The organism is Wolbachia endosymbiont (group B) of Episyrphus balteatus (assembly GCF_947250575.1).
In the GTDB taxonomy this organism is placed as follows: Bacteria; Pseudomonadota; Alphaproteobacteria; order Rickettsiales; family Anaplasmataceae; genus Wolbachia.
Window position 1 is genome coordinate 727,340 of record NZ_OX366325.1, and the last position, 23,804, is coordinate 751,143.

General features: G+C 33.7%; 19 protein-coding genes, 1 tRNA gene and 3 pseudogenes. 10 read left to right on the forward strand and 13 right to left on the reverse strand.

Annotated elements, in window-relative coordinates; genetic code table 11:
• Positions 1-7: 7 nt before the first annotated feature.
• Together OOL05_RS03485 and grxD are read left to right on the forward strand one after the other, a co-directional pair.
• The gene (locus tag OOL05_RS03485) at positions 8-226 is read left to right on the forward strand and encodes a BolA/IbaG family iron-sulfur metabolism protein (RefSeq protein WP_006012412.1); all 219 of its coding nucleotides are present in this window, start codon (positions 8-10) and stop codon (positions 224-226) included.
• A gap of 16 nt (positions 227-242) precedes the next feature.
• Positions 243-581, forward strand: a complete 339-nt coding sequence (grxD, locus tag OOL05_RS03490) for a Grx4 family monothiol glutaredoxin (protein ID WP_264375466.1) — start codon at positions 243-245, stop codon at positions 579-581.
• A gap of 57 nt (positions 582-638) precedes the next feature.
• On the opposite strand, the gene OOL05_RS03495 is transcribed toward grxD, so the two are convergent.
• Positions 639-1,610 carry an ankyrin repeat domain-containing protein gene (locus OOL05_RS03495; protein WP_264375465.1) on the reverse strand — a complete coding sequence of 324 codons (972 nt, stop codon included), beginning with the start codon at positions 1,608-1,610 and terminating at the stop codon, positions 639-641.
• On the opposite strand from OOL05_RS03495, the pseudogene OOL05_RS03500 reads away from it, so the two are divergent.
• Positions 1,591-2,210 (forward strand): annotated as a pseudogene (locus OOL05_RS03500) (IS256 family transposase); the annotation flags it as partial. The gene OOL05_RS03495 and the pseudogene OOL05_RS03500 overlap by 20 nt on opposite strands.
• Before the next feature lie 77 nt (positions 2,211-2,287).
• Here the strand turns inward: OOL05_RS03500 and ligA are convergent.
• On the reverse strand, positions 2,288-4,243 hold the full coding sequence (gene ligA / locus OOL05_RS03505) for an NAD-dependent DNA ligase LigA (protein WP_264729819.1): 1,956 nt from the start codon (positions 4,241-4,243) through the stop codon (positions 2,288-2,290).
• A 154-nt stretch (positions 4,244-4,397) separates the two neighbouring features.
• Here ligA and OOL05_RS03510 point away from each other — a divergent pair, with 154 nt between their 5' ends.
• The gene (locus OOL05_RS03510) at positions 4,398-5,126 is read left to right on the forward strand and encodes a hypothetical protein (RefSeq protein WP_264375463.1); all 729 of its coding nucleotides are present in this window, start codon (positions 4,398-4,400) and stop codon (positions 5,124-5,126) included.
• A 260-nt stretch (positions 5,127-5,386) separates the two neighbouring features.
• Positions 5,387-6,506: pseudogene (locus OOL05_RS03515) on the forward strand (IS256 family transposase).
• A gap of 41 nt (positions 6,507-6,547) precedes the next feature.
• Here OOL05_RS03515 and OOL05_RS03520 read toward each other — a convergent pair.
• The gene (locus tag OOL05_RS03520) at positions 6,548-7,183 is read right to left on the reverse strand and encodes a hypothetical protein (protein WP_264729821.1); all 636 of its coding nucleotides are present in this window, start codon (positions 7,181-7,183) and stop codon (positions 6,548-6,550) included.
• 161 nt (positions 7,184-7,344) lie between these two features.
• Here OOL05_RS03520 and ubiH point away from each other — a divergent pair, with 161 nt between their 5' ends.
• Positions 7,345-8,502 carry a 2-octaprenyl-6-methoxyphenyl hydroxylase gene (gene ubiH / locus OOL05_RS03525; protein WP_017531641.1) on the forward strand — a complete coding sequence of 386 codons (1,158 nt, stop codon included), beginning with the start codon at positions 7,345-7,347 and terminating at the stop codon, positions 8,500-8,502.
• Between the two features lie 231 nt (positions 8,503-8,733).
• Here ubiH and OOL05_RS03530 read toward each other — a convergent pair whose 3' ends face one another.
• Together OOL05_RS03530 and OOL05_RS03535 are read right to left on the reverse strand one after the other, a co-directional pair.
• The gene (locus tag OOL05_RS03530) at positions 8,734-9,672 is read right to left on the reverse strand and encodes a gamma-glutamyl-gamma-aminobutyrate hydrolase family protein (protein ID WP_264375532.1); all 939 of its coding nucleotides are present in this window, start codon (positions 9,670-9,672) and stop codon (positions 8,734-8,736) included.
• A gap of 60 nt (positions 9,673-9,732) precedes the next feature.
• Positions 9,733-9,805, reverse strand: a tRNA-Phe gene (locus OOL05_RS03535).
• 74 nt (positions 9,806-9,879) lie between these two features.
• On the opposite strand from OOL05_RS03535, the gene coaD reads away from it, so the two are divergent.
• Both coaD and OOL05_RS03545 read left to right on the forward strand, forming a co-directional pair.
• Positions 9,880-10,386, forward strand: a complete 507-nt coding sequence (gene coaD / locus OOL05_RS03540; protein WP_007302835.1) for a pantetheine-phosphate adenylyltransferase — start codon at positions 9,880-9,882, stop codon at positions 10,384-10,386.
• A gap of 71 nt (positions 10,387-10,457) precedes the next feature.
• Positions 10,458-10,667 (forward strand): zinc-finger domain-containing protein, encoded by a 210-nt coding sequence (locus OOL05_RS03545; protein WP_264729823.1) that lies wholly within the window; start codon positions 10,458-10,460, stop codon positions 10,665-10,667.
• Positions 10,668-10,682: 15 nt separating this feature from the next.
• On the opposite strand, the gene OOL05_RS03550 is transcribed toward OOL05_RS03545, so the two are convergent.
• The 3 genes from OOL05_RS03550 to OOL05_RS03560 all read right to left on the reverse strand — a co-directional run bounded on the left by OOL05_RS03550 (position 10,683) and on the right by OOL05_RS03560 (position 13,867).
• Positions 10,683-11,309, reverse strand: coding sequence for a phosphatidate cytidylyltransferase (locus OOL05_RS03550; protein ID WP_264375531.1), 627 nt, complete (start codon positions 11,307-11,309; stop codon positions 10,683-10,685).
• Positions 11,299-11,994: a polyprenyl diphosphate synthase gene (uppS, locus tag OOL05_RS03555; RefSeq protein ID WP_063630495.1), complete on the reverse strand. Its 696-nt coding sequence runs from the start codon at positions 11,992-11,994 to the stop codon at positions 11,299-11,301. The genes OOL05_RS03550 and uppS overlap by 11 nt, the downstream gene beginning before the upstream one ends.
• A gap of 235 nt (positions 11,995-12,229) precedes the next feature.
• Positions 12,230-13,867, reverse strand: a complete 1,638-nt coding sequence (locus tag OOL05_RS03560; protein WP_264375529.1) for a hypothetical protein — start codon at positions 13,865-13,867, stop codon at positions 12,230-12,232.
• A gap of 151 nt (positions 13,868-14,018) precedes the next feature.
• Between OOL05_RS03560 and odhB the strand changes: the two genes are divergently transcribed.
• The gene (gene odhB, locus OOL05_RS03565) at positions 14,019-15,191 is read left to right on the forward strand and encodes a 2-oxoglutarate dehydrogenase complex dihydrolipoyllysine-residue succinyltransferase (protein ID WP_264729825.1); all 1,173 of its coding nucleotides are present in this window, start codon (positions 14,019-14,021) and stop codon (positions 15,189-15,191) included.
• Positions 15,192-15,284: 93 nt separating this feature from the next.
• Here odhB and OOL05_RS06835 read toward each other — a convergent pair.
• The 4 genes and pseudogenes from OOL05_RS06835 to ltrA all read right to left on the reverse strand — a co-directional run bounded on the left by OOL05_RS06835 (position 15,285) and on the right by ltrA (position 20,035).
• A pseudogene (locus OOL05_RS06835) lies at positions 15,285-16,192 on the reverse strand (IS5 family transposase).
• Positions 16,193-16,266: 74 nt separating this feature from the next.
• On the reverse strand, positions 16,267-16,995 hold the full coding sequence (locus OOL05_RS03585) for an ankyrin repeat domain-containing protein (RefSeq protein WP_264375527.1): 729 nt from the start codon (positions 16,993-16,995) through the stop codon (positions 16,267-16,269).
• 455 nt (positions 16,996-17,450) lie between these two features.
• Positions 17,451-18,371 (reverse strand): group II intron maturase-specific domain-containing protein, encoded by a 921-nt coding sequence (locus tag OOL05_RS03590; RefSeq protein ID WP_264729828.1) that lies wholly within the window; start codon positions 18,369-18,371, stop codon positions 17,451-17,453.
• A gap of 320 nt (positions 18,372-18,691) precedes the next feature.
• Positions 18,692-20,035: a group II intron reverse transcriptase/maturase gene (gene ltrA / locus OOL05_RS03595; protein WP_264729829.1), complete on the reverse strand. Its 1,344-nt coding sequence runs from the start codon at positions 20,033-20,035 to the stop codon at positions 18,692-18,694.
• Positions 20,036-20,491: 456 nt separating this feature from the next.
• On the opposite strand from ltrA, the gene OOL05_RS03600 reads away from it, so the two are divergent.
• Positions 20,492-21,436, forward strand: a complete 945-nt coding sequence (locus OOL05_RS03600; RefSeq protein WP_264730811.1) for an Rpn family recombination-promoting nuclease/putative transposase — start codon at positions 20,492-20,494, stop codon at positions 21,434-21,436.
• 153 nt (positions 21,437-21,589) lie between these two features.
• Here the strand turns inward: OOL05_RS03600 and OOL05_RS03605 are convergent, their stop codons facing one another.
• Positions 21,590-23,716: a magnesium and cobalt transport protein CorA gene (locus OOL05_RS03605; RefSeq protein WP_264729831.1), complete on the reverse strand. Its 2,127-nt coding sequence runs from the start codon at positions 23,714-23,716 to the stop codon at positions 21,590-21,592.
• Between the last annotated feature and the right edge of the window lie 88 nt (positions 23,717-23,804).

Below are 23,804 nucleotides of genomic sequence, written 5' to 3' on the forward strand. Positions count from 1 at the left end.
TAAACCAATGACTATTACAATTCACGAGTTAGAGAAAATTATCAAACAATCATTTCCTGATGCTGATATAAAGATTAAGGACCTTGCTGGAGATGATGATCATTATCATTTAAAAATAACTTCCAAGTGTTTTTCTGGAAAGACAAAAATAGAACAACACAGAATGGTATATAAGGCTCTTGAAGGTCAGTCTATACATGCATTGCAACTAGAAACTGGAGCTTAAAATTAAGGTGATATTTATGAACAACTTTGAACAAATAAAAAAAGACATAGCAGAAAACGATGTAGTGCTGTATATGAAAGGCACCTCTGACTTTCCTCAATGTGGATTCTCTGGACTCGTCGTGTCAATTCTCAAAAAATTGAATGTAAAGTTTAAATGCATCAACGTACTTGAGAATGATGAAATACGTCAGTCCATAAAAAGTTTCTCTGATTGGCCAACAATTCCACAATTATATATAAAGGGAGAGTTTGTTGGTGGCTGTGACATAACCCGCGAGATGTATGAAAAAGGTGAGTTACAAAATTTGCTAAAAGAAAAAAAGGTTACACAAATACATCAAGAGATGGGCTAATGTACCCCCGTCTCGGTTTTACATGCCCACTTATCTCCTTTACATCACATTTTCAACTTATTGTCTTTGTGCTTTTCTTGATTTAGCATAAGATTCTACTTTTGCCTCTTTTACAGTCGTACCTGGAGCAGTATCTCCGTCACTTTCTAAGCTATCATTAGAAGAAGCTCTCCTGTCACTTTTTAAATTGTCATTGGAAATATCCATATCTTTAGCTTCTACGTTAGCACTTTGCTCAATAAGATTTTTAACTTTTTGGATAGTTTCTTCCGCAACTGCAGTCATCTTTTGGCCTAATTGTGGTTGCATTAGAGAACTTACTATTTCCATGTGATTTCTTTCGCGGGCTAGATCTAAAGGTGTTTTATCATCCTTGTTTTTAGCTTCTACGTTAGCATGTTGACCCAGGAGAAATTCACAAAGCTCTAAGTGGTTATAAGCAGCAGCATAGTGTAAAGATGTCCATTTATCATTATCAGCATCATCAACCCCTATTCCCTTACTAAGAAAAAATTCCACTATTTCTTTATAACCTTTTTTAGCAGCAGCATGTATAGGCTTTTTACCATCACTATTAATTCTAGCATTAATATTAGCTTTTTTTTCATTCACAAGAAATTTAACAATCTCTTTATGGCCTCTCTCAGCAGCACGGTGCAATGGCGTCCATCCATTATTGTCTTTAGCTTCTATGTTAGCATGTTGACCCAGGAGAAATTTAGAAAGCTCTAAGTGATTATAACGAGCAGCATAGTGTAAAGGTGTCCATTTATCATCATCAGCATCATCAACTCCTATTCCTTTACTAAGAAAAAATTCCACTATATCTTTATAACCTGCTTTAGCAGCAGCATGTATAGGCTTTTTATTATCACCATTAGCTTTAGCATTAATATTAGCTTCTTTTTCATTCACAAGAAATTCAACAATTTCTTTACGGCCTTTCCATGCAGCATAGTGTAAAAGTGTCCATCCATCATCGTCTTTAGCTTCTATGTTAGCACGTTGATCAAAATGTATGTATAACATATTAGCAAAATGGCAGAAAAGAAGTTTTGGGTTTTTATTTGGCTGAAAGTGAAGTTCTGGTTGGGAGTACTAAATGACCTAAAGGAGAGAGGAGTAGATGATATTCTGATAGCTTGTGTTAAAAAGCTTTCCTACAGCTATAAATAGCGTATTTCCTAAAGCAGAAATGTATAGTACATCAGATAAGAAATTCACTGAAATATGTATCGAGCAAAAGTTTTCATGAATGATTTGAAAAAAACATATCAAGTAGAGAAATAGCCGAGAATTATTTACTTGAACTGGAGGAAAAATGGGGAGAAAAATATACTTTAGTTTTGGGAGAATAATTGGGAAAATCTGTCTAGTTATTTTAAATATTCCGGCCCTGTAAGAAAGTTAATTTATACCACAAATCCTATTGAAGGGTTACATAGACAGATCAGAAAATTTACTAAAACTAAGGGCTCATTTACCAGCACAAATGCCTTGCATAAACAGGTATATTGTGCTATAAAGAAGGCAGGAGAGAAATGGACTATGCCTATACATGATTGGGCTTTAACTATCTCTCAACTTGATATCTTTTTTCCTAGTAGGTTAAAAATCGAGTTGAACTAAAAATGCGATTTGACACAGTTTATTTAACACTCCCATTCTTCTATCAGTTAATTCATTCCCGTCAGATTAAGTTGTGTTTAGCACAATTTGTTCCACTGTTCTTCATCTAAAATTTCCACACCCAATTCCATTGCTTTTTTATATTTTGAACCTGGATCTTCTCCTGCAATTAAATAGTCAGTTTTAGTAGAAAGGCTTGAACTGATCTTTGCCCCTAAAACTTTAGCTCTTACTTTTGCCTCCCCTCTGCTCATAGCACGTAGCTTACCAGTAAACACTATAATTTTGTTATTCAAAAAAGAATCGCTAGAGTTGGAGCTCACGGGAAGAATTTGCAGATATGCAGTAAGATCATTTAACATTTTAATGTTACGTTCCTGAGAAAAAAACGATTTTAAAGATTCAGCTACTTTTTCTCCTATACCATCTATACCTACCAACTCAACATCATTTGATGATATCGAATTATACCAGTTATCATAAGATACATAATAATTTGCGAGCAATTCTGCTGCAACTTGGCCGATAAATCTGATACCCAAAGAAAATATGAACCTATCTAGAGAGATTACTCTTCTGCTTTGTATAGCACTTAATAGATTAGCTATTGACTTCTCGCCCCAACCATGATGCTCTTTTAAGGAAAACTCTTTTAATCTTTCCTCTAAAATAAAAATGTCTGGAATTTGTCTTATTAGTTCCAGATCATAAAAAAACTTTATTTGTTTTTCACCAAGGCCAACAATGTCAAATGCATCTTTTGACACAAAATGTTTTAGTTTTTCTACTATTTGAGCCTTGCAATTAAATTCTTTAGGACATCTTACTGCAACTCCTTCAATCTGCACTTTACTACCACATTCAGGACATATGTCAGGAAACACAAATTCAGGCATATTTGCATGACGAGAACCTTCATCTACTTTGACAATTTGAGGAATTACATCTCCAGCTCTTTTAATTGTTACAACATCTCCTTCTCTTATGTCTTTACGTTTTATCTCATCTTGGTTATGTAGACTTGCTCTGCTAACTAGCACTCCGCCAATATTGACTGGTACCAAATCTGCAACTGGAGTTAAAACCCCCGTTCTACCCACCTGTATAAATATTTTATTTAACTTTGTCTTTGCATAAACCGCAGAAAATTTATATGCAAGCGCTGAGCGTGGCGCTTTGTGTGTACTTCCCAGACGACTTTGTAGCACCAAATCATTCACTTTATAGACTATCCCATCGATATCATAATCCAAGTTATAACGATAATCATAGATCTCGTTATAGAACTTTAGCATTCCATTCAAACTACTTGTTAAGGCACGATGCTCATTTACGCAAAAACCAAGTTTCTCAAGTTTTTCTAGTACTTCACTTTGACTTTTCTCTATTCCACCAATTAAAGAATAAGCAAAATATCTAAGAGGCCTTTTTGCTGTAATGTTCGCATTCAATTGCTTTAAAGAACCAGCAGCTGCATTTCGAGGATTAGCGAATTCATTATTTTCATTTAACTTTAAAAAGTCGCTGTTACTGATATATATTTCACCCCTTACTTCTAGTCTTCCTTGCACATCTTGTAAAAACTTAGGAAAGCCTTTTATTGTTGCAACATTGTGAGTTACATCCTCTCCTACAAAACCGTCACCTCGAGTTGCAGCTTTAACAAATTTCCCATCTTCATAAATTGCAGAAAATGACAATCCATCAATTTTTGGCTCACATAATATCTCTATTTCATCTGCAATTAAAAATCTCTTTATTTTAGACAAAAATTTTTCTACACCTTGTTCATCATAAGCATTCTCAAGAGAAAGCATAGGTTCTTGATGTTCCACCTTAGAAAATCTCTCATCAGGCGGAGCACCAACACTATCTTGTGTTGCATAAGCTTCTGGCTCTATTGCAGCTAACTTTTTTTTCAGTTCATCATATTCAGCATCACTTATCTCTGGCTTACTTTTTTGATAATATAAGATATTATGATAATTAATTTGATTTTGCAGTTTTTCTCTCATCTTTTCCAAGTCAGTCATGATACCAATATAATGCTCTTTGCCGTCAAGTCATGAATTTTTTCAAAAGGTACTATAAATTTATACTACTGCCCTGAAAAGCAATACTAATATTAATATAATTTTTGTACTTGTATATTAATGTTAGTATAGTTTTTAAATTAAGGAGTACATTATGAAAGAATACAATTACAAAAATTTGGCTGACGAATCAAACTTCGGCTCTCAAGTGTATCGTGCAGGAATGTTTGATAAAATTCTTGGTATAAGCAAAACAGCAAAAGAAGCTGCGAATCAAGTAATATCTAAAATGGGTAACGATTTAAAACTAGAAGCTAGAAAAGCAGCTCAAGATGAAGTAAAAAAAATAGAAGGAAAAATGCTAACTTTAGCTGAAGAGAAAGCTAACAAAATAGCTACCGAAAAAGCTAATCAAATAGAAAAAAAAATATCGACTTCAATTGATAAGACAGTAAAGTCAGTAGAAGCAAACGCTGAAAAAGCAGCAAAAAATGCAGCTGAAAAAGCAGTGAAAAAAGTAGGACCAGAAGTTGCAGATTTGCTAAAGCCAGAAATAAAAACTCAGGTAGAAGAAGAAGTAAAAAAATATACTGAAGAAAAAATTGAAAGCCTTATAAAACCTGAAATTACAAGCAAAATAAATGATCTTGTCACTACACAAAGTAAAGAAGTAAGTACACTTTTAGAAGATGAAATGAATAAATTAGTCGAAGATGCACATAAAAATTTGAATGGGAAAATAGATCAGATTAAATGTGAACTTACAAAAGTAAAATCTGATCTCTTAGAAGCTAGTGCAAACAGTTTCCTTGAGAGCACAAAATTATTGTCGCTTATGGCAGAAAATGAAACATGTGAAAACCAAGATTTAGTGTATTTTTAATCACAATAGGGGTTTTATATAAGGTTTTTATGGGTTTTTTAACCCATAAAAACCTTAGGATAAATGAAGAGAAAAGTATCTGTTAAGTTGCATGGCTACTGTGCAAAATATTGAAGCAAAAAGGTTTCATCCCAGTACTTCCTACCTTGTCATCCCAGTGCTCAGACACTGGGATCCATTGTTCCTTTCGGGAGTGTTAAATAAACTGTGTCAAACCGAGAAGTAAAGTAATAAATTGATAAAAAAATGGAGGTTTGACAATGAGTCAAGCAAACACAACTACCGGTTTGGTAGACTATAAAGAATTAGAAACAAATATCTTATCATCTATACGAGAAGGAAGACCATTGATAGGAAGAGATGGAGCATTAACACCATTTATAAAAAAACTGCTAGAGGGAAGGCGAGATAGAAAACCATTTGTCGGCTGAAAGCGAAGAAAACAACCGAAGAAATTCAAAGACTTTACGGACAAGTATTTGAACTATTGACACCAAGAGATAGAGAAGGAAGTTTCGAGCTACAAGTAGTCAGAAAAAGGCAAACAACCGAACTTGAAGCAAAGGTTTTAAGTACATATGCCAGTGGCATGGGATATAGCATCGCATGTAGAAGAAATATAAAATATCTGCAGCAGAGATATCAAGTATTACTGACAAATTGTTACCGGTAATCAACGAATGGCGCAGTCGTCCGCTGCAATCTGTATATCCAATAGTGTTCATGGTTTTTTAAGGTCAAGGAGGACGGGCATTGTGTAAGCAAATGTATGTATAACATATTAGCAAAATGGCAGAAAAGAAGTTTTGGGTTTTTATTTGGCTGAAAGTGAAGTTCTGGTTGGGAGTACTAAATGACCTAAAGGAGAGAGGAGTAGATGATATTCTGATAGCTTGTGTTAAAAAGCTTTCCTACAGCTATAAATAGCGTATTTCCTAAAGCAGAAATGTATAGTACATCAGATAAGAAATTCACTGAAATATGTATCGAGCAAAAGTTTTCATGAATGATTTGAAAAAAACATATCAAGTAGAGAAATAGCCGAGAATTATTTACTTGAACTGGAGGAAAAATGGGGAGAAAAATATACTTTAGTTTTGGGAGAATAATTGGGAAAATCTGTCTAGTTATTTTAAATATTCCGGCCCTGTAAGAAAGTTAATTTATACCACAAATCCTATTGAAGGGTTACATAGACAGATCAGAAAATTTACTAAAACTAAGGGCTCATTTACCAGCACAAATGCCTTGCATAAACAGGTATATTGTGCTATAAAGAAGGCAGGAGAGAAATGGACTATGCCTATACATGATTGGGCTTTAACTATCTCTCAACTTGATATCTTTTTTCCTGGTAGGTTAAAAATCGAGTTGAACTAAAAATGCGATTTGACACAGTTTATTTAACACTCCCTATTTCTCTAAAAAATACTATCTTCAACTTGAATATGTTGAAAAATATTTTGCGTATTATCTAAAAAGTCATCCTTTATAGCAGCTAGCTCGGATTGTTTTTGAGATAGATTATCTTTTATTGTTCTATTAAAACAATCAAGATCATTGCACTTTAGTTGAGAGCGCATGTCTCCATTTTCATATAAACCTCGTATAACGTCATAATATGCTCGAGTTTCATCAGTTTCTGGTTGTTGCTTTTCTTTGAATATTGCCTTTAATTTTGAATCTATGTCTAATTCTCTTTTTATATCTTCAGTAGCATTTTTATGATATTTTTCATAATCTTCAAAACTTTTTAATATTTTACCTTTTACTTCATTTTGTAACGTCTTTAGCAAATCTTTAGCATGAGGTTTTTCAATTTTTTCCTTCCACTCATCATACGTATATTCTTGTCGACTACCATATTTTGTATCTTGACACTCACTTCCTATGTTAAACAGCTCTTTGTTACAGATTTTATCACCCTGATAAAAGTAATCGCTTATATTAATTTTATCGCTAGTTAAAGTTTGTCTAATTGCTGCTTTATTTTCTGCAAGTTCTTCTCTGTACTTGTTAATGCAATTTAGTAATTCTTTTTTGCAATCTGTAGTCATAAGCTGTTTCCTTTAATAAAATAAAACCTATTTTAGCATAAAATAATTAATACTTTATTACTAATCTGAGGTATACTAAGGTAGTGATAAGAAGTCCAGCATCTACAAAGTTTGTTTAAACTATTTTCAAAACGAATAAAATGTAATTTTAGGTAAATAAAATGAATTACGATGTAATCATTTCAGGTAGTGGGCTAATTGGTCTTATTACTGCTATTGGCCTGAGTAATGACTCTGTATCTGTAGCCGTAATTGAGAAAAATAGTTTACCACGTGCAGTTGATGATAATCGAGCATTTGCTATTTCTCAAGGGTCAAAAAAAATACTAGAAAAATTAGGAATTTGGCAGTTCTTAGAAGATGAAGCTGAACCAATACTTGATATATGCATATTAGATGGAGATAGCCCATTTACTGTTCATTATGACCATAAAATGGTTGGTGAAGAGCCAATGGGTTATGTAATCAAGAGCGCTATTATATGGAATGCAATTAATAATAATTTTTTGCATAAACTCAATATATATTCTCCACGTTTCTATAAAACAATCGCTTGTGACGAAGGATACGTGGAAGTTACTCTTGATAATGATCAAAAATTGATATCATCGCTATTTATCTGCGCTGAAGGTAAAAACTCTAAGCTGCCAGAGTTGTTTTCTATAACAATAATAAAATTTGATTATAAACAAAATAGCATGGTATTTAATGTAAAACATGAACTACATCACCAAAACTTAGCTGTAGAGAGGTTTTTTCCTGGTGGTCCATTTGCAATTTTGCCAATGAAAGGTGGCTATACTTCTTCAATAGTTTGGACAGAAAAATGCGAAATTTCAAAAATGCTGATGAGCTTATCTGAAGAGGAGTTTATCATAGAACTCAAAAAAAGATTTGGTTCTTATTTGGGAGAAATTGAATTAGAGGGTGAAAGAAAATCTTACCCTTTGAGTTTTACTTTTGCGAGAAAGCTTCATAAAAGCAGAATTTTGCTTATTGGCGATGCAGCACATTCAATCCATCCAGTTGCAGGTCAAGGACTTAACCTTGGAATGAGAGATGTAGAGAGTGTTATTAGACAAATAACTGCTGCAAAATCCTCTGGCATTGATGTTGGCAGTAATTATCTATTGAAGAAAATTTCACGTGATAGATACTTTGATAATTTTACTATGGCACTTGCAACTGATGGACTAAATAGAATATTTTCCAACAGAATACTTTGCGTTAAAGTTCTGAGCAATCTTGGTTTAATGGTAGTTGAAAATTCAGATTTTCTTAAAAAAAGCTTCGTTCGACATGCTATGGGGTTTATATAAATCATTAGATTTCTTTCATCATAATCAGGTGTCATTAGAGTAGTTGACACTGGAGCCCAAATTCCATAATGTCATGCCAGTGCCCAGACACTGGCATCCAGAAAAATTTATAAGCAAACTTGAGCTTATGCTAAATTTGATGAAATGAAAAACTGAATTCCAGCGTCACGCACTGGAATGACAAGAAAAAGGGTACTGGCATGACATTAAATGATTTTCCTTATTTTAGCATTAAACGCGATGAAGAAAATCATTTATAATCGCTATAGCAACTAGTGTTGAAACCTGACGTACCTTTTGGCTTGACAAACGAGAGTTTTTATCTGATTTGACAACAAGGGCTTCTAGATGACTTTGAAAGTAAATATTACCATGCTTATCTTCGATAGCTTCTATTACCCCGTCATTGGCAAATGCTGCAATTTTATATCCAAGTAGCTCTAGCCTTCTTCTATTCTCTGTAGTATTACTTACTGTACCTGAATGAGCATTCGGAAAATAAGTTGAAAACCAGCCATTTTGATTAGGTAGTAAAAATCTAGCTACCACTTTTTCCAAACGACTACCTGGAACAATTTTTATCTGCTGAAGAGATATATTCTCTTTTTGTGGATAGGATGATGATTTTAAATGATTCTTCTCATCATTAACAACATTTGTTATTTCAATTTCTTTTGCATGCATAATGTCTTGTAAACCACCGCATATGGCAAGCAAATGAATTGTAGGATTGTCATCTACTGTTTTTACAATTGCTTCATTCACAAGCTGGCGGTAAGGGTTAAGAGCTGAATGAAAGTTATCTGAAATAAATATTCTGTTTATCTTTTGCTCTTTGATAAATTTTGCAACTTCAACTTTTATTCGATCTAGTATCAGCTTTTTTGCCAATATTTCATCTTGTTTTGCGAACTCTTCTTGGATTTCTTTTAGATTAATTATTTTGTCGTAGTCAATGAATATAGTTTTAACCCCAAAATTATTGAATATCTCATAGATATTTTGAGATTCATCTGTTTGCAATAAACCAACAATTATATTATAATTTACTGCATTTTCCACTGTCAAAGCAGATAATTCTTTGTTTACTTTTTCACTATAAGCGATATTACTTAATAGTAGAAATGTAATTAATAGTATATTAAATATTCTATTGTAACATTTATACATTATTTCCTAAATAATTATATTAATATTATAATATATTATAGAACATTAAGAAAAAGAATGTGGCCTGAGCAGGAATCGAACCAGCGACACAAGGATTTTCAGTCCTTTGCTCTACCAACTGAGCTATCAGGCCAACTACGTACTTTCATTTTTAGATAAAAAACGTTATCATGTCCATCAAAAGTTTTTGAAGTATAGAAACAAAGAATGAACATTAGTAACAAAATAGGAATTTATCCTGGTACATTTGACCCCATAACTTTTGGGCACCTTGACATAATAAAAAGAGCATGTAAGCTAGTCGATAAGTTGATAATTGGTGTTGCAGAGAATGTTAATAAACATACTAACTTTGACATAAGACTGCGCACAAGCATGGCTAAAAATGAAGTGAAAGGAGCAGGAATTGATGCAGATATTATATCCTTTAATGGGTTGCTAGTGAAGTTTGCCAAAGAGCAAAATGCTTCTGTTATTATTAGAGGACTGAGAGCAGTATCGGATTTTGATTACGAGTTTCAAATGAGTTGGGTAAATTATAAGCTCTTTCCTGAAATCGAAACTATATTTCTTCCTGCATCTGAGGATACTCAATTTATCTCATCAAGTTTTGTAAAGGAAATAGCGAGATTAGGAGGAGATGTTAGCAACTTTGTGTCAAAAAGTGTCCAAAGTGAATTGATTAATCTAAATAGGGTAGAAAATGGAGAATAAGTATTTGTTGTCTTTTTTATTTCCAAACGAGTATGTTAGATGTGTAAAATATTGTAAGCTAAAGGAGAGACATGTTAAAAGTGAGGGATAATAATGTAATAGTTTGCTGCCGTGGTGATGAGAATGATGATGGTTCTGGTCATCCAATAGTATACTTACACAAAGAAGGAGAAATGTATTGTCCTTATTGTAATAAGTCAATAGATGAAATAGTGAGTGCCGAAGAATTTCAATCTGTTGAGGTGAAAGTAATAAGCAAGAAGGAAAGAACCAAAGGTTAATAGTACTTCATTTTTTTAGCTTATGTAAATAGCAATGAGAGGGGCAGTAAAAATGAAACTATCCATACGGTCGAGTACTCCTCCATGGCCTGGTATAATACCTCCACTATCTTTAACATTGTAAACTCTTTTGATGAGTGACTCAGTGAAATCTCCAAGTTGGGCTAGAATAGCAACTATCAAACCAATTATTGGAGAATAAAAAATTGGAAATAAACTCAAAAATATTGAGCCAAAAATTGCACACACTATTCCAGCTAAGACTGCACCAAAAAGTCCTAACCAAGTTTTCCCAGGGCTAATGATTGGACAAATTCTAGTTTTACCAAAATTTTTGCCGAAAAAATAGGCAGCAATATCGATGCTCCAAATAGTTAAGATAAGCCATACTAATGCATATTTTCCCTGTGGTAGATTATATAGGCATATTAGCGAGGCATTTGGTAGTGCGATTAATAGTAATGCGAAAATGTATAAGATTCTATTGCCCTGAGTTAGATTATACCATTCAAAAGAAGATAAAACTGCAATTGAAAAAATTAGTAGATAAAATGATAAATCACTGAAATATGTAGCAAAAGAAAATATGAGTAATATTACTATTGAGGACAATATTCTAACCATAAAGTTATTATCTACCATATTTTTTTTCTCTTTTTGTATAATCTTCTAGTGCTTTGGTCAAATCTTGACAAGAAAAATCGGGCCACAAAGTATCACAAAAATACAATTCAGCATAAGCTGCTTGCCATAATAAAAAATTGCTTAACCTTTTTTCGCCACCAGTGCGAATTAATAAATCCAATTTTGGCAAATCTTTAGTATACAGAAATTTTTCAAATTCCTCTTCCAATACGCAATCAATATTTCCTTTTATGACGTTGTTGATAGCATGTATAATTTCCTGCTTTGCTCCATAACTAACTGCAACAGTGAGTAATAGACCATCGTTCTTATGTGTCACTTCTTCTGCTTTTTTGATTTGATCGAATATTTTACTGGGCAATAGACTTAAATTGCCAATAAAATTTAACTTAATGTTACAATTGTAAATGAATTTCATTTTATCTTCATTAGTTAAAGTGGAGTAAAATAAATTAAATAGGTAGTCTGTTTCGTTTTCAGATCTGAGCCAATTTTCCATGGAAAATGCATACAAAGTTAAGTAAGGTATGGCCAGGACTGTGCAATGCTTAGCAATATCAAATGCAACCTCACTGCCTTTTCTATAGCCATCAATTTTTACCCTTCCTTGATTGTTTGCCCACCTACCATTACCATCCATAATAATTGCTAGATGTTTTGGCAGAGATTCTAGATTCAACATTTGAATTCAACCTGTTCTAATTAGCTTAATGTCTATATCTCTGTATGAAACGTTCACTATATCCACCTAAAACTATATTATTACTGAAAAATCATTGATAGTCTATATTACAAAAATTTTCTCAACCTCGGTGTCAGCTGCCAGTGATTTTACCAAGAAAATATAGTAAAAATAGTCTGATATAGATGGTTTTACGATATAGTGAAATTATTATAAACAAATGAATTTAGTGGTGTTAGGAATACCTGGCTCTTTTATGTGGATTTATATTCTCAATAACCTGCTCTAAAGATAAATTATATAATTTTGACACAGGTTCTTCGCATTCAGTATATCTTTTAAATGTAGGGAGTGGTATAAGTGACTCTATATTTATGTCCAGCTCTTGGGGAACATATTTAATTATATCTTCGTAAATACGTTCCTTGTTGTTCAAGTAATCGATATTAATATCTGTAATTTTACCAGCTTTACGCAGGAGTATAGCAAGCCTCAAAGTCGACTTTACGCTAGGTTTAAAATTTTTAAATATATTGACAAATACCTTACCAGTAACATTATCTGTTATTGCTTTTAGCTCTTTAGTGGTAACAGAATTGATGCCCTTAACAACATCTTGATCTTCTAGTACTTTTATAATATCTTGAGAACTAAACTTATTAAATATGAGTTCTAATTTCTCAGGAGCAATTGAATTGATGCAATCAACAATTTTTTGATCTTTTAGTGTTTTTATAATATTTTCAAAACTAAAATTCCCATTATTAAATATGAGTTCTAATTTCTTAAGAGCAATCGAATCGATGCAATCAACAATTTTCTGATTTTCTAGTAATTCTATTGTATCTACACAGTTAAGCTTATCACTATAAAATATGAGTCGAAATTTTTCAATGTTAAAAGAAATGATATTCTCAACAACCTCCTGATTTTTTAGTAGTATTATAATATCGCTAAGAAGAAACTTATCATTACAAAGTATGAATTGAAGTTTTTCATAATCAATAAAATTGATGTGCTTAACAAGCTCTTGATTTTCTAGCAACCTTATAACTTTGTGACTGCTACTAGCATACTTGCTACTATTAAACTTATCACTATTATGAATGAGTTCAAATTTTTCATAATCAATAAAATAGAGGTATTCAACAACTCTTTGATTTCCTAATAACTCTATAATATTTTCACCACTAAACTTATCACTCTTGAGTATAAGTTGAAGCTTTTTATCATCAAGAGAGTTAATTCGATCAATAGAACTCGAATCTTTTAGTAATTCTGTAACATTTTGCTCACTAAGCTTACCATCACTCTCAACTATCATCCATTGAATAAAACGGATATTCCTAATAGCATTTTGATTTTCTAGTGGTATTCCCACATCTGCATCGTTGCAAAACTGAACATCATCAACATGTTTTTCATTAATTCCTTTATTTCCTAGTGCTTCTTTAGCGAAGTTATTCGGATCATTTTTTTCATCTTCCTCGTAATCATAATATCCATAATCTTCTTCATTCTCCTCACTATCACTACTTTCGAATTCATTGTTGATATTGCAAACCTTCCCACCTTTTAGTATTTCTAGAATATTGTGCTCCGCAGGTGCATCATTTAGCATGGACCTAAACATTTCATCATCATAATCGTTGATGTGATTAACAATGCTCTCATCTAATAGTAATTCTTCAATACCTTTGTGACTAAACTTATTATGATACTTGCATAAGATTTTAAGCTTACTGTAATCCATTGAATTGATGCCATCAACAACTCTTTGATTTGATAGTAATTCTCTGTTATAAGTCTTACATATCAGTTGAAGTTTTTCATTATATAAGTCTTCTGCATTGCCTGCCTTATCAAAATCCATAATCTTATTTCAATTTACTTAGTATTTTAATTTTGCATGTATTAGGAGGAAATAATCAAGCATTATGATAAAAGGCCTAATGAATTTATTAGTTTATTTATGTTTCTTTTCATGTATAAATTTATAGAAAGTTTTATGTAGAAGTTATTTTATGAGCAAAATTATAGAAATCAGAGCGCCAAAAACTCTTGGTGGTGAATCAGTTACGGAAGGTATAGTAAAAATAAAGAAAAATATCGGCGAAGCAGTAAAAGTAGATGACTTGATCTTTGAAATTGAAACTGATAAAACGGCGCTAGAACTAACTGCAGAAGCTTCAGGACAAATAACTGAATTTTTTGTGAAAGAAGATGATGTAATTAGCCCTGATCAATTACTGGCAAAACTTGCTGTAGGAGAAGTAAAAGAAGAAGTGAAAAAAGAAGATAAAGGCGAAAGCGCTGATAAAAAAGATGCCCCTTCAGCTCGTAAAATTATGGAAGAAAATGCAATTAGTGCAGAAAATGTAAAAGGAACTGGCATGGGAGGCAGAATAACTAAAGCGGATGTGATAGACCATATGAGTAAAGCTGAACAACCTCCGGTAAAACAATATGAATTGCCAAAAAGTGTAGTAAGTGGAGAGAGAAGAGAAGAGCGAGTGAAAATGAGCAAAATAAGGCAAGTAATAGCTGCTCGTTTGAAAGCATCGCAAAATACTGCTGCAATACTGACCACGTTCAATGAAATTGACATGAAAAACGTCATGGATCTGAGGGCAAAGTATAAAGAAACTTTTGAAAAGAAATATGGAATAAAACTGGGTTTCATGTCGTTTTTTATAAAGGCAGCAGTGCAAGCACTAAAAGAAATTCGTGAGATTAACGCTGAGATTTCAGGTGATGAAATTGTATATAAAAATTACTATGACATAGGTGTTGCTGTTGGCACTGACAAAGGTCTTGTTGTACCAGTTATTCGTGATGCTGATCAAATGTCATTTGCTGAAATTGAACTAACTTTAGTTGCTCTTGGCAAAAAAGCACGAGAAGGTAAGCTGCAAGTATCGGAAATGGAAGGTGCAACATTTACTATCTCAAACGGTGGTGTGTATGGTTCACTTCTTTCTACTCCGATAATAAACCCTCCGCAATCTGGAATACTTGGCATGCACTCAATACAAAATAGACCAGTTGCTGTGAGTAGCTCAATTGAAATCAGACCTATGATGTACATTGCCCTCTCTTACGATCACAGAATAGTTGATGGCAAAGGAGCAGTTACTTTCCTTGTGAAAATCAAAAATTACATAGAAGATCCAAATAGATTGGTTTTGGAAATTTAAGCAGGTTAAAAGCGACAAGTAAGTTTTTCTGAAGTTTTCAAGATGGGTGGCTTTGTTGAATGGCAAGGAATGAGGAGGAGTAATGAAAGGAATTTACGAGGCAAATTTGAAAATAGGCATACCTATATCAGTAAAGTTATTAATCAAATAGCATTTTAAAAGCACCTCTTGAGAGCGATTTACCTCAGATTTATTCTTAAAACTAAATCCAAATGTTTTTTTGAGCCTCAGGAAAAAACTCTCGATACGTGAACGTATTTCATACCTTGTCTTCTTTTTCCAGTGGGTTAAATTGTAAGTTTTCCTTATACTAATGTTGTTGTTTCTTTCTGATAGATAATCTATATTGCTGCAGATTTTTTCTTGGCTTTATGATGGGTTTCAAATTGTATTGATTGCACAACTTATATAAATTATCTGTATCATAAGCTCCATCTGCACGCAGAGACTTAATCTTATAGATATCACCCATTTCCTTTAGTATTTTAGATGCTATCATGTGAAAGAAAATTAGTATATCGAATTGCTATTGCCTTTTTGCTGTTTTCGTCCAAAGCAACATGTAGCTTTCTTATTTGATCTGTACCATTATACTTCCTTATCTTGGCGTTATCTTTGTTATGTTGAGTACTGTTACTATAAATATGGATTACAGTACTATCTATAGCAATTTCAATATTCTCTATGTCATTTTTATCTGTTCTGTGGTCACATAATTTCAAATTAAGTTTGACGAGAAGCTTGTGAATACTTGGAGATTCTTCACTATACTTTGTAAATATCCTTTTATAAATCCAACTGCTTGCCTTAAGCCTATTCTAAATAGATTAACAACTATATGTACTGCAATAACAACCTTATCGCTATAAATCTCCAGGAATTTTTTCTGAACTTTCGTACCAGTTTTCTATAGCTTCATCGATAAAATGAAAGACATTTCCTCTTTTTTCTAAAAATTGATTATACTCTTTATGATTACTGACTTTCATCTTCTGTGGCATATACTCTACAAAATGTTCATTTCTTAATAGAGTAACCACTTTCTTTAGATTTTCTCCCTTTTTTTCTCCCATCTCTACTCGCTATGCAACAAAGCCAGCTCTGCTCTATTATAACTACTACCAATGCTGAATATTGCTTCTTGAAGAACTTTAATTCCAATAAGAGAAAAGGCCTTTATTTTTATGTCTTCTGTTCCACTTTTTCCTATATCCATTATTTTATTAGCAAACTCAGCCCATTTACCTGGCTTTCCTATTTGATTTTCTAGTCTCTCATAGTACTCTGATAAAGAGCGTTCATAAATAAAAACAAAATCTTCAACAAACTTTCTGAGCTTTTCATGCACTTCCTTTTCTTGCGCAGAAAGTCTTTCTGCTTGATTAGAAGATTCTGTTAAATGTTCTTCTAAAGTTTCAATAATCTTTTCCTTATTGGATTGCTTAGCAATATCGAGTGGAGTTTTACCTTGATTATTTTTAATGTTTTGGTCTATACCAGACACATTCAAAAGAAGTTCGACAATGTCTTGATGTTCTTTGCTTACAGCAACATGTAGTGGTGTATTACCACCATCATTGAGATCTATATCATTAATATTTTCTACTTGAGCAAGTAATTCTTTAATTGCATTAGTCTTGTCTAGCTCAGGATTGCCCGTTTTGTGTTCACGTATCATAAGAAACAACTTGGCAATATTAGTATCATCAGGGTTATATTGACGTCTTATTCTATTTTTAAACTGAAAAGATTTTTCTTCCCTATCTGAACTAGTTGCTTGTGGGTTAGTCTTTATATCTTGCATAAAATCCCTCTCTATTTCACATAAAAACCTAAATTTTGTTATATGCTAATCAATACAATTGGCAATGCAAGTAGTTTTTATGTGTCTTTTAATATTTTATCTTCAGGCTATTTTATTTAAGTTTTTGACTAAAGAGTTATATATCTCTTTGGCCTAGCAATACATTCTACTAAAAATTTAGATAAAATAACCATTTCCAGAACTCAAAACCAGCTAGTGAGTTATCTAAGTGGAGAAAGTCACCTCTCCCCACTCGACTTCAAAACCGGACTTCCCATCATCCGGCTTCTCTCTAATTTGGTATACATACTTCCATGTAATTGATCGTGGCAGTGCTTATGAAGCAAGGATAGATTTTTCATGTTATTATTGCAATCTTGATGATGTACATGTGTTAAACCTAAACCAAAGATAACAATAATTACATTTACCTTGCTGTAACTTCAGTAATTTTATTACTCGTGATCTGGTAATTTACTTAAACGATTTCCCCAATATGGCCAATCTCCATCATACGGAGATCTATTTCCATTTACTTTGATATGTCGTTTAATAGCATGATCCCTATGTCTAATAAGATATAACTTGTTATTTACCATATATCTCCAATTGTCGTTACCATACTTTTTAAAGTATTTTCTTTTAACCCAACACCTTCTTTTGTCATGGTGTCTATAGACAGCCCATTTCCAAAGTTTGTTATGCATAGAGTAGTCTAATAAATTAAAGACTTTGCTTGAGACTACCGAGATGTAATATTGGCTCCAACCCCTTATTATTGGATTAAGTTCTTTTATTACAGTTTCTTGTGGCGCTGCTCGCAACTCTTTAAGCTTATGTTTTATAGATAACAAGTGTTGACTTATAGATTTACGACTTGGTTTAATCAATAACTTGTAACCTCTCTTATTTTGACGTGTTTGATAATGCCTTATTGAAAATCCAAGAAAATCAAATCCTGGCTTTTCCCCATTTAGGGATTTCAGTGTATGTGCAATTCTTATTCTTGCTGCTTTTATATTACTTTCTTCCTCAGTTCGGATAGATTTGGTTAATGCATAAATTGCTTTGCGTCCTTCTATTCTTTTGTATTTTTCTATGAAATTATACATTTCCTGGATCTTAGCTTTGTCAAAACAACTGCTTTCTTTTAGTACTTTTCGCCCAGGAAAGAGATTTCTAATAGGAATTGATAACACCTCTGCTATAACTTTTAGCTTTTCAGTTGGAATGCCACATGTTCCTTGCTCATATCTTAGCAGTGTATGATAGTTTATGCCTGCCTTTTCTGCTAAGTTTTTCAGGGTATATTTTTGTTTTAACCCCCAGCTCCTTACTTTTTGTGCTATCTGGTACCTTATCGAGATGTTTATCATAAATATTATACAGGTTAATACTACCAAATAAAGATATACAAAAGGGATGCTTCTTTCTATGTTTGAATTTTAGTTGAATATTTCTTCACAATTGTGTATAATTATTAATGCTTTTTAAGTGGATTTTCTATGGCTCTCTCAAGATTTTTAGATCCTAAGCTTGATTTAACATTTAAGAAAATTTGTAGGGTCGAGAACTGGCGCGCCTTCTTTAGGGTTTAGTGGCTATTCCGTCGTTTTCACTGTGGGCCTCAATCCAAATTCCCATGTTAACGTTTCCAGCTCCCGCCTCGTCAAACGCAGCATGCGGTTTTCCCGCACTACGCTTTCCTAGCAAGTTCTTTACCAAAGTTTATCACATATTGTGTTGGTGATGCTTTCGGTCTGTAATACCTTATTCTGTAATCTGAATATAGACCCAGCGTTTTGTATATCCATTCGCTACTCCACTTCTTCCACCCAAACCCTTTCTTTGCTTTCCTGGCTCGCATTAAGTTGCGTCTTACCTTCTTTTCCACCCAATGTTTTACGTAATTGAACTTTCGACCAGAGTTCCCTATCCTAAAGTAGTTTACCCACCCTCTCAATATCGGATTGATGTCATTTATCACTCTTTTTATCGGTTGCGATTTATGGCGCCGAAATATTTCCTTCAACTTGCGTAGCAGGTTTGTTCGTGCTTTCATCTGCGGTGTTTTCCTGACATTCCACTTTCCTTGTCTTGTGATATTCTCTTGAAAATCAAACCCTAGGAAGCTAAATGTTTCTCCTTTCTTTAGGTCGATGACTTTTGTCTTTTCTTCATTTACGCTCACTTCTAGTTTTGCTAATTCTTCTTCCAACCTTCTGTATACTGCTCTTTCTAGCCATTCCCGTTTCGGGTATTCTCTGATCAGTATCACTAAATCGTCTGCCCATCTGGCATATTCCATACGTTGGTACTTTCCTTCTTTGGTCACACCTTTTGCTTTCTCCAACATTTTATCTACCTCATTTAGGTATATATTGCTTAGTAGTGGCGAAAGTGGTGATCCTTGTGCTATTCCTCGTTTTCCTCCTGTTTTGAGGATTAGCTTAACCATGTGCATGATTTCTTTGTCATTTATTCTTTTGGCAATCTTTTCCATCAGAATATGATGTCGCACATTGTCGAAGTAGGATTTCAGATCTACGTCAATTACTTTTGTATTGCCTTTGATTGCTGCTTCCGTTACTTTTTGTACTGCTTCATGCGCATTACGCTTAGGTCTATACCCGTATGATCCTTTTTGGAAGTCTGATTCGAATATCGGTTCAAGTATTAGCTTCAGTGCTGTTTGCACTATTCTATCCCGGATGCAGGGTATGTTCAACTTTCTGAATTTTCCTCCAGATTTTGGTATTTCCTTCTGCCGGTTCCTACTTGGGCTATAGGTCTTGGTTATTAGTCCGTGTCTTATTTGTTGAAGATACTTCTCTAAGCCTTCTGCCTCTATCGATTCGAATGTCATCCCATCTATTCCTGGTGCCCCATTACTCTTCTTTGTTAGCTTATATGCTTCTTCCAGTGTCTCCATCTTGCAGACGTGAACATAGATTCCCCAGAATCGCCATTCCGGTTCTGCTTTCGCTTTGATATATATCTTTCTTCTCAGGTCTTGTAATTTTATTGGCATTTTTATCATTTTTACCTTTACCTTCCTTTTGTTAAAAGATTTCTACTAGCAGGGTGCCTTTGCTCCATGAGCGTTACCTCACTTCTTCACTACTACGCACCCATCCGCCACCCTCTCATCTTCGGTTCACTTCCTGTTTTCCAGTTATAGAACCTATCTCTCCAAGGTATTTCTCCTTGGGATGAGGAGGGCTTCTCCAGTTGCTTTGTATGTCCTCATTGCCATGCCGTTACTAACACCCCGCTGAAGTAGACCAATCGTTTCATCCGTTTTTCGTCTGGTCTATCCTGTCTTCGCCAGTACCAAGATGGCTCGACCTTCAGAATATTTCTTTCGAGGCAATCTGTGTATTCGCTTTCGCTACGGCCTGGTAATTCGCCATTATCCTACGATAATGTTGTCGGTAGGCTTCAACATTTTGGTTTCCCTCCATGCTGCTACCCAAGCTACAGGATTCCGACTTTTATCCTGGTAGGTCTATCTCCTACTGAACAATACTCACCTTCTCTGGACGCACTTGGTACTGAAAAAAATAAGAATATCCTTATCCACTTTTTGAATGATATTTTGGGGTTTACTGAAATAAATACTATACAAGAAGTTGAATTCCTTAGCACCATTATGGACCCTGAAATTGCCTCTGATAAGCAGAGTATTGTCGATGTTCTGTGCAGAGATTCTACTGGGGCCAGATACGTGATTGAGATGCAACTCGCTCGTGATAAAGGCTTCGAAAAACGGGCTCAATTATATGCTGCTAAGGCTTACTCAAGGCAGGCTGATAAAGGTGGTAAGTACATTGATTTAAAGAAGGTTTTCTTTATTGCTATTTCTAACTGTAATTTATTTCCTGATAAGCTTGATTATATATCTAGCCATACCATAAGAGATGAAAAAACTAACGAGCATGACTTAAAAGATTTTCAATTTATTTTCATTGAGTTACCAAAGTTTCCTAAGAGTAGAGAAGAGCAGCTAGAAAATGTAGTAGATCGTTGGCTATTTTTCTTTAAATATGCAGAAGAAACTACGGATGAAGATTTAAGAAAAATAGCAGAAAAATCACCAATAATAAAGCTAGCATATGATGAGTTAGATAAGTTTCACTGGAATGAAAAGGACTTAGTAGCTTATGAAGAAAGGGTAATGGATTTACAAAAAGAAGCTGCTATCTTGGAACAAAAACTCGATGATGCCACTCAAAAAGGTAGACAAGAAGGCATCCAAATCGGCCATCAAAAAGGTAGAGCGGAAGGTAAGGAAGAGGGTATAGCAGAGGGTGAACAACAAGCTAAAATTGCTGTGGCTAAAAATCTACTTAAAGCTGGCGTCTCTACTGACATCATATCACAAACTACAGGTTTTTCTCCTGATGAGATCAAGCAGTTACAGGCAGAAAAGACCACATAGTTTCCTTGATTTACCGCTCTGCTTATTCCTCTAACTACTGATGTTCCATTTAAGAATGTATATTACCTCACAGCTATTCTATGATTAGTCTTTTAGATCATCTTGTCTACCTTGTTTCACTCCTACCCTGAACAGATACCTTTCTCCTTATTTTTATCTCCGGGTACTAGTTATTGTGGTCTGGAATCTTCTTGGTTGATCTATATTTATCTCTTCCAAATCACCTGGTCTATCAAATATGAAGAGTTGTAGATTAGTTAATGATAGTTCTTCATTTACCCGAGAATCTGGCTCTGATTGAGAATTTACCTCACTTTCCAGGCTATCTGATATATTCTCATTCGACGTTAAACTGTTACTACCTGTCGAATTTTCTGGTACTATATTGCGGAATTGATTATGAAGTTCACCAAAACCCCCAAATGGAGGTACTGATATGCATTGGCGCTTTGCTGGTGGCTCCACTTCATGAGAAAAGTCTGGTATTTGATCACTAACATCAAACTCATATTCAGCAATTGTTTGCTCTAATGTAATAGAGCTTGAAAAGAAATTTTCTTCAATTTGCAAGTCTGAAAATTCATTCAGATCATCTCTCTTTCTTTTGTGTACTAACGGTTCATTTTCATAAGAAAAGTCTGGTCTACTATCAAATGGATGTTCAACAACTGTTTCCTCGAATGCAGGAGTTATAGTTAACTCTGGCAAATCATCCACAATTGAGGATTGCAGGTCAACTACTCCATTTATCAAATAGTTATAATACTCTGGGGATAGTTGCTCACCTTCTAGGCTATCTGATATATTCTCATTCGACGTTAAACTGCTACTACCTGTCGAATTTTCTGTTACAGTATTGCGGAATTGATTATGAAGTTCACCAAAACCCTCAAATGGAGGTACTATTTGGCTACATGATTGATCCTCTTTGTAAGAAGAAAATTCTGGTCTAGTATTAAATGGATATTCAACAGCTGTTTCCTCGAATGCACGAGATATAGGAGAGAAATGTGCTGCTGGCAAATCATCTCTGTTTTGTACTAACGGTTCATTGGAGTTTTCAGTGCTTAAATTGTTTACACTCTCTTGATTATTTAAATAAAAATTCCTTAGGACAAGCTTAGCTTTGGCAGTTGATTTTGTCTTCAAATGTACTCTATACTCTTCTTTTTCCTTAGGATTCAGTTGATTAAATAGAGTTTTAAATAAAGTATATTGGGGATGAATACAATCGAGTGTATTGAAAGCAAACTCTTGAGGTAACTGATTAAAGATAGAAAGTGCTTCTTTCTCGTCTAGTGCATTTAGTATGCCGGACATAGCTTTAGAACCTTGAGACTTTGCTTTTACATGCTCTATATATTCATTTTTATCTAATGCACTAAATAGAGTTGTAAATAAATTAGTTGTGGGAGAAATACAATCGAGTGTATTGAAAGCAAACTCTTGAGGTAACTGATTAAAGATAGAAAGTGCTTCTTTCTCGTCTAGTGCATTTAGTATGCCGGACATAGCTTTAGAGCCTTGAGACTTTGCTTTTACATGCTCTATATATTCATTTTTATCTAATGCACTAAATAGAGTTGTAAATAAATTAGTTGTGGGAGAAATACAATCGAGTGTATTGAAAGCAAACTCTTGAGGTAACTGATTAAAGATAGAAAGTGCTTCTTTCTCGTCTAGTGCATTTAGTATGCCGGACATAGCTTTAGAGCCTTGAGACTTTGCTTTTACATGCTCTATATATTCATTTTTATCTAATGCACTAAATAGAGTTTGAAATAAAGTAGATGTGGGCGGAATACAATCGAGTGTATTGAAAGCAAACTTTTTATTCTCTTTAAGCAACTGATTAAAGATTATAAGTGCATCTTTTTCTTTCTTTTCCTTCTTTAGAGCATTTAATATGCCGGACATAGCTAAAGAGCCTTGAGACTTTGCTTTTACATGCTCTATATATTCATTTTTATCTAATGCACTCAATAGAGTTGTAAATAAATTAGTTGTGGGAGAAATACAATCGAGTGTATTGAAAGCAAACTCTTGAGGTAACTGATTAAAGATTCTAAGTGCATCTTTTTCTTTCTTTTCCTTCTTTAGAGCATTTAGTATGCCGGACATAGCTGAAGAGCCTTGAGACTTTGCTTTTACATGCTCTATATATTGATTTTTATGGTTAGTGCTAAGGTTATTAAATGCCTTTCTAAATTTATTTATTTGTTTATAGCTAGTTAACTTGTTTAAATTTTCCACCACTTCGTCGCTTATATTACTATGCATTTCTTTACCACCATCAAAGTTAATATATTAATATTATATGAGATTTAATGAGAAAATCAATATAAATATTGAAAAATTAATTATTTAT

Coding starts and splice junctions, on each gene's coding strand:
- OOL05_RS03485 (WP_006012412.1), top strand. CDS start 8: ATGACTATTACAATTCACGAGTTAGAGAAAATTATCAAACAATCATTT.
- grxD (WP_264375466.1), top strand. CDS start 243: ATGAACAACTTTGAACAAATAAAAAAAGACATAGCAGAAAACGATGTA.
- OOL05_RS03495 (WP_264375465.1), bottom strand. CDS start 1,610: ATGTTATACATACATTTTGATCAACGTGCTAACATAGAAGCTAAAGAC.
- ligA (WP_264729819.1), bottom strand. CDS start 4,243: ATGACTGACTTGGAAAAGATGAGAGAAAAACTGCAAAATCAAATTAAT.
- OOL05_RS03510 (WP_264375463.1), top strand. CDS start 4,398: ATGAAAGAATACAATTACAAAAATTTGGCTGACGAATCAAACTTCGGC.
- OOL05_RS03520 (WP_264729821.1), bottom strand. CDS start 7,183: ATGACTACAGATTGCAAAAAAGAATTACTAAATTGCATTAACAAGTAC.
- ubiH (WP_017531641.1), top strand. CDS start 7,345: ATGAATTACGATGTAATCATTTCAGGTAGTGGGCTAATTGGTCTTATT.
- OOL05_RS03530 (WP_264375532.1), bottom strand. CDS start 9,672: ATGTATAAATGTTACAATAGAATATTTAATATACTATTAATTACATTT.
- coaD (WP_007302835.1), top strand. CDS start 9,880: ATGAACATTAGTAACAAAATAGGAATTTATCCTGGTACATTTGACCCC.
- OOL05_RS03545 (WP_264729823.1), top strand. CDS start 10,458: ATGTTAAAAGTGAGGGATAATAATGTAATAGTTTGCTGCCGTGGTGAT.
- OOL05_RS03550 (WP_264375531.1), bottom strand. CDS start 11,309: ATGGTAGATAATAACTTTATGGTTAGAATATTGTCCTCAATAGTAATA.
- uppS (WP_063630495.1), bottom strand. CDS start 11,994: ATGTTGAATCTAGAATCTCTGCCAAAACATCTAGCAATTATTATGGAT.
- OOL05_RS03560 (WP_264375529.1), bottom strand. CDS start 13,867: ATGGATTTTGATAAGGCAGGCAATGCAGAAGACTTATATAATGAAAAA.
- odhB (WP_264729825.1), top strand. CDS start 14,019: ATGAGCAAAATTATAGAAATCAGAGCGCCAAAAACTCTTGGTGGTGAA.
- OOL05_RS03585 (WP_264375527.1), bottom strand. CDS start 16,995: ATGCAAGATATAAAGACTAACCCACAAGCAACTAGTTCAGATAGGGAA.
- OOL05_RS03590 (WP_264729828.1), bottom strand. CDS start 18,371: ATGATAAACATCTCGATAAGGTACCAGATAGCACAAAAAGTAAGGAGC.
- ltrA (WP_264729829.1), bottom strand. CDS start 20,035: ATGATAAAAATGCCAATAAAATTACAAGACCTGAGAAGAAAGATATAT.
- OOL05_RS03605 (WP_264729831.1), bottom strand. CDS start 23,716: ATGCATAGTAATATAAGCGACGAAGTGGTGGAAAATTTAAACAAGTTA.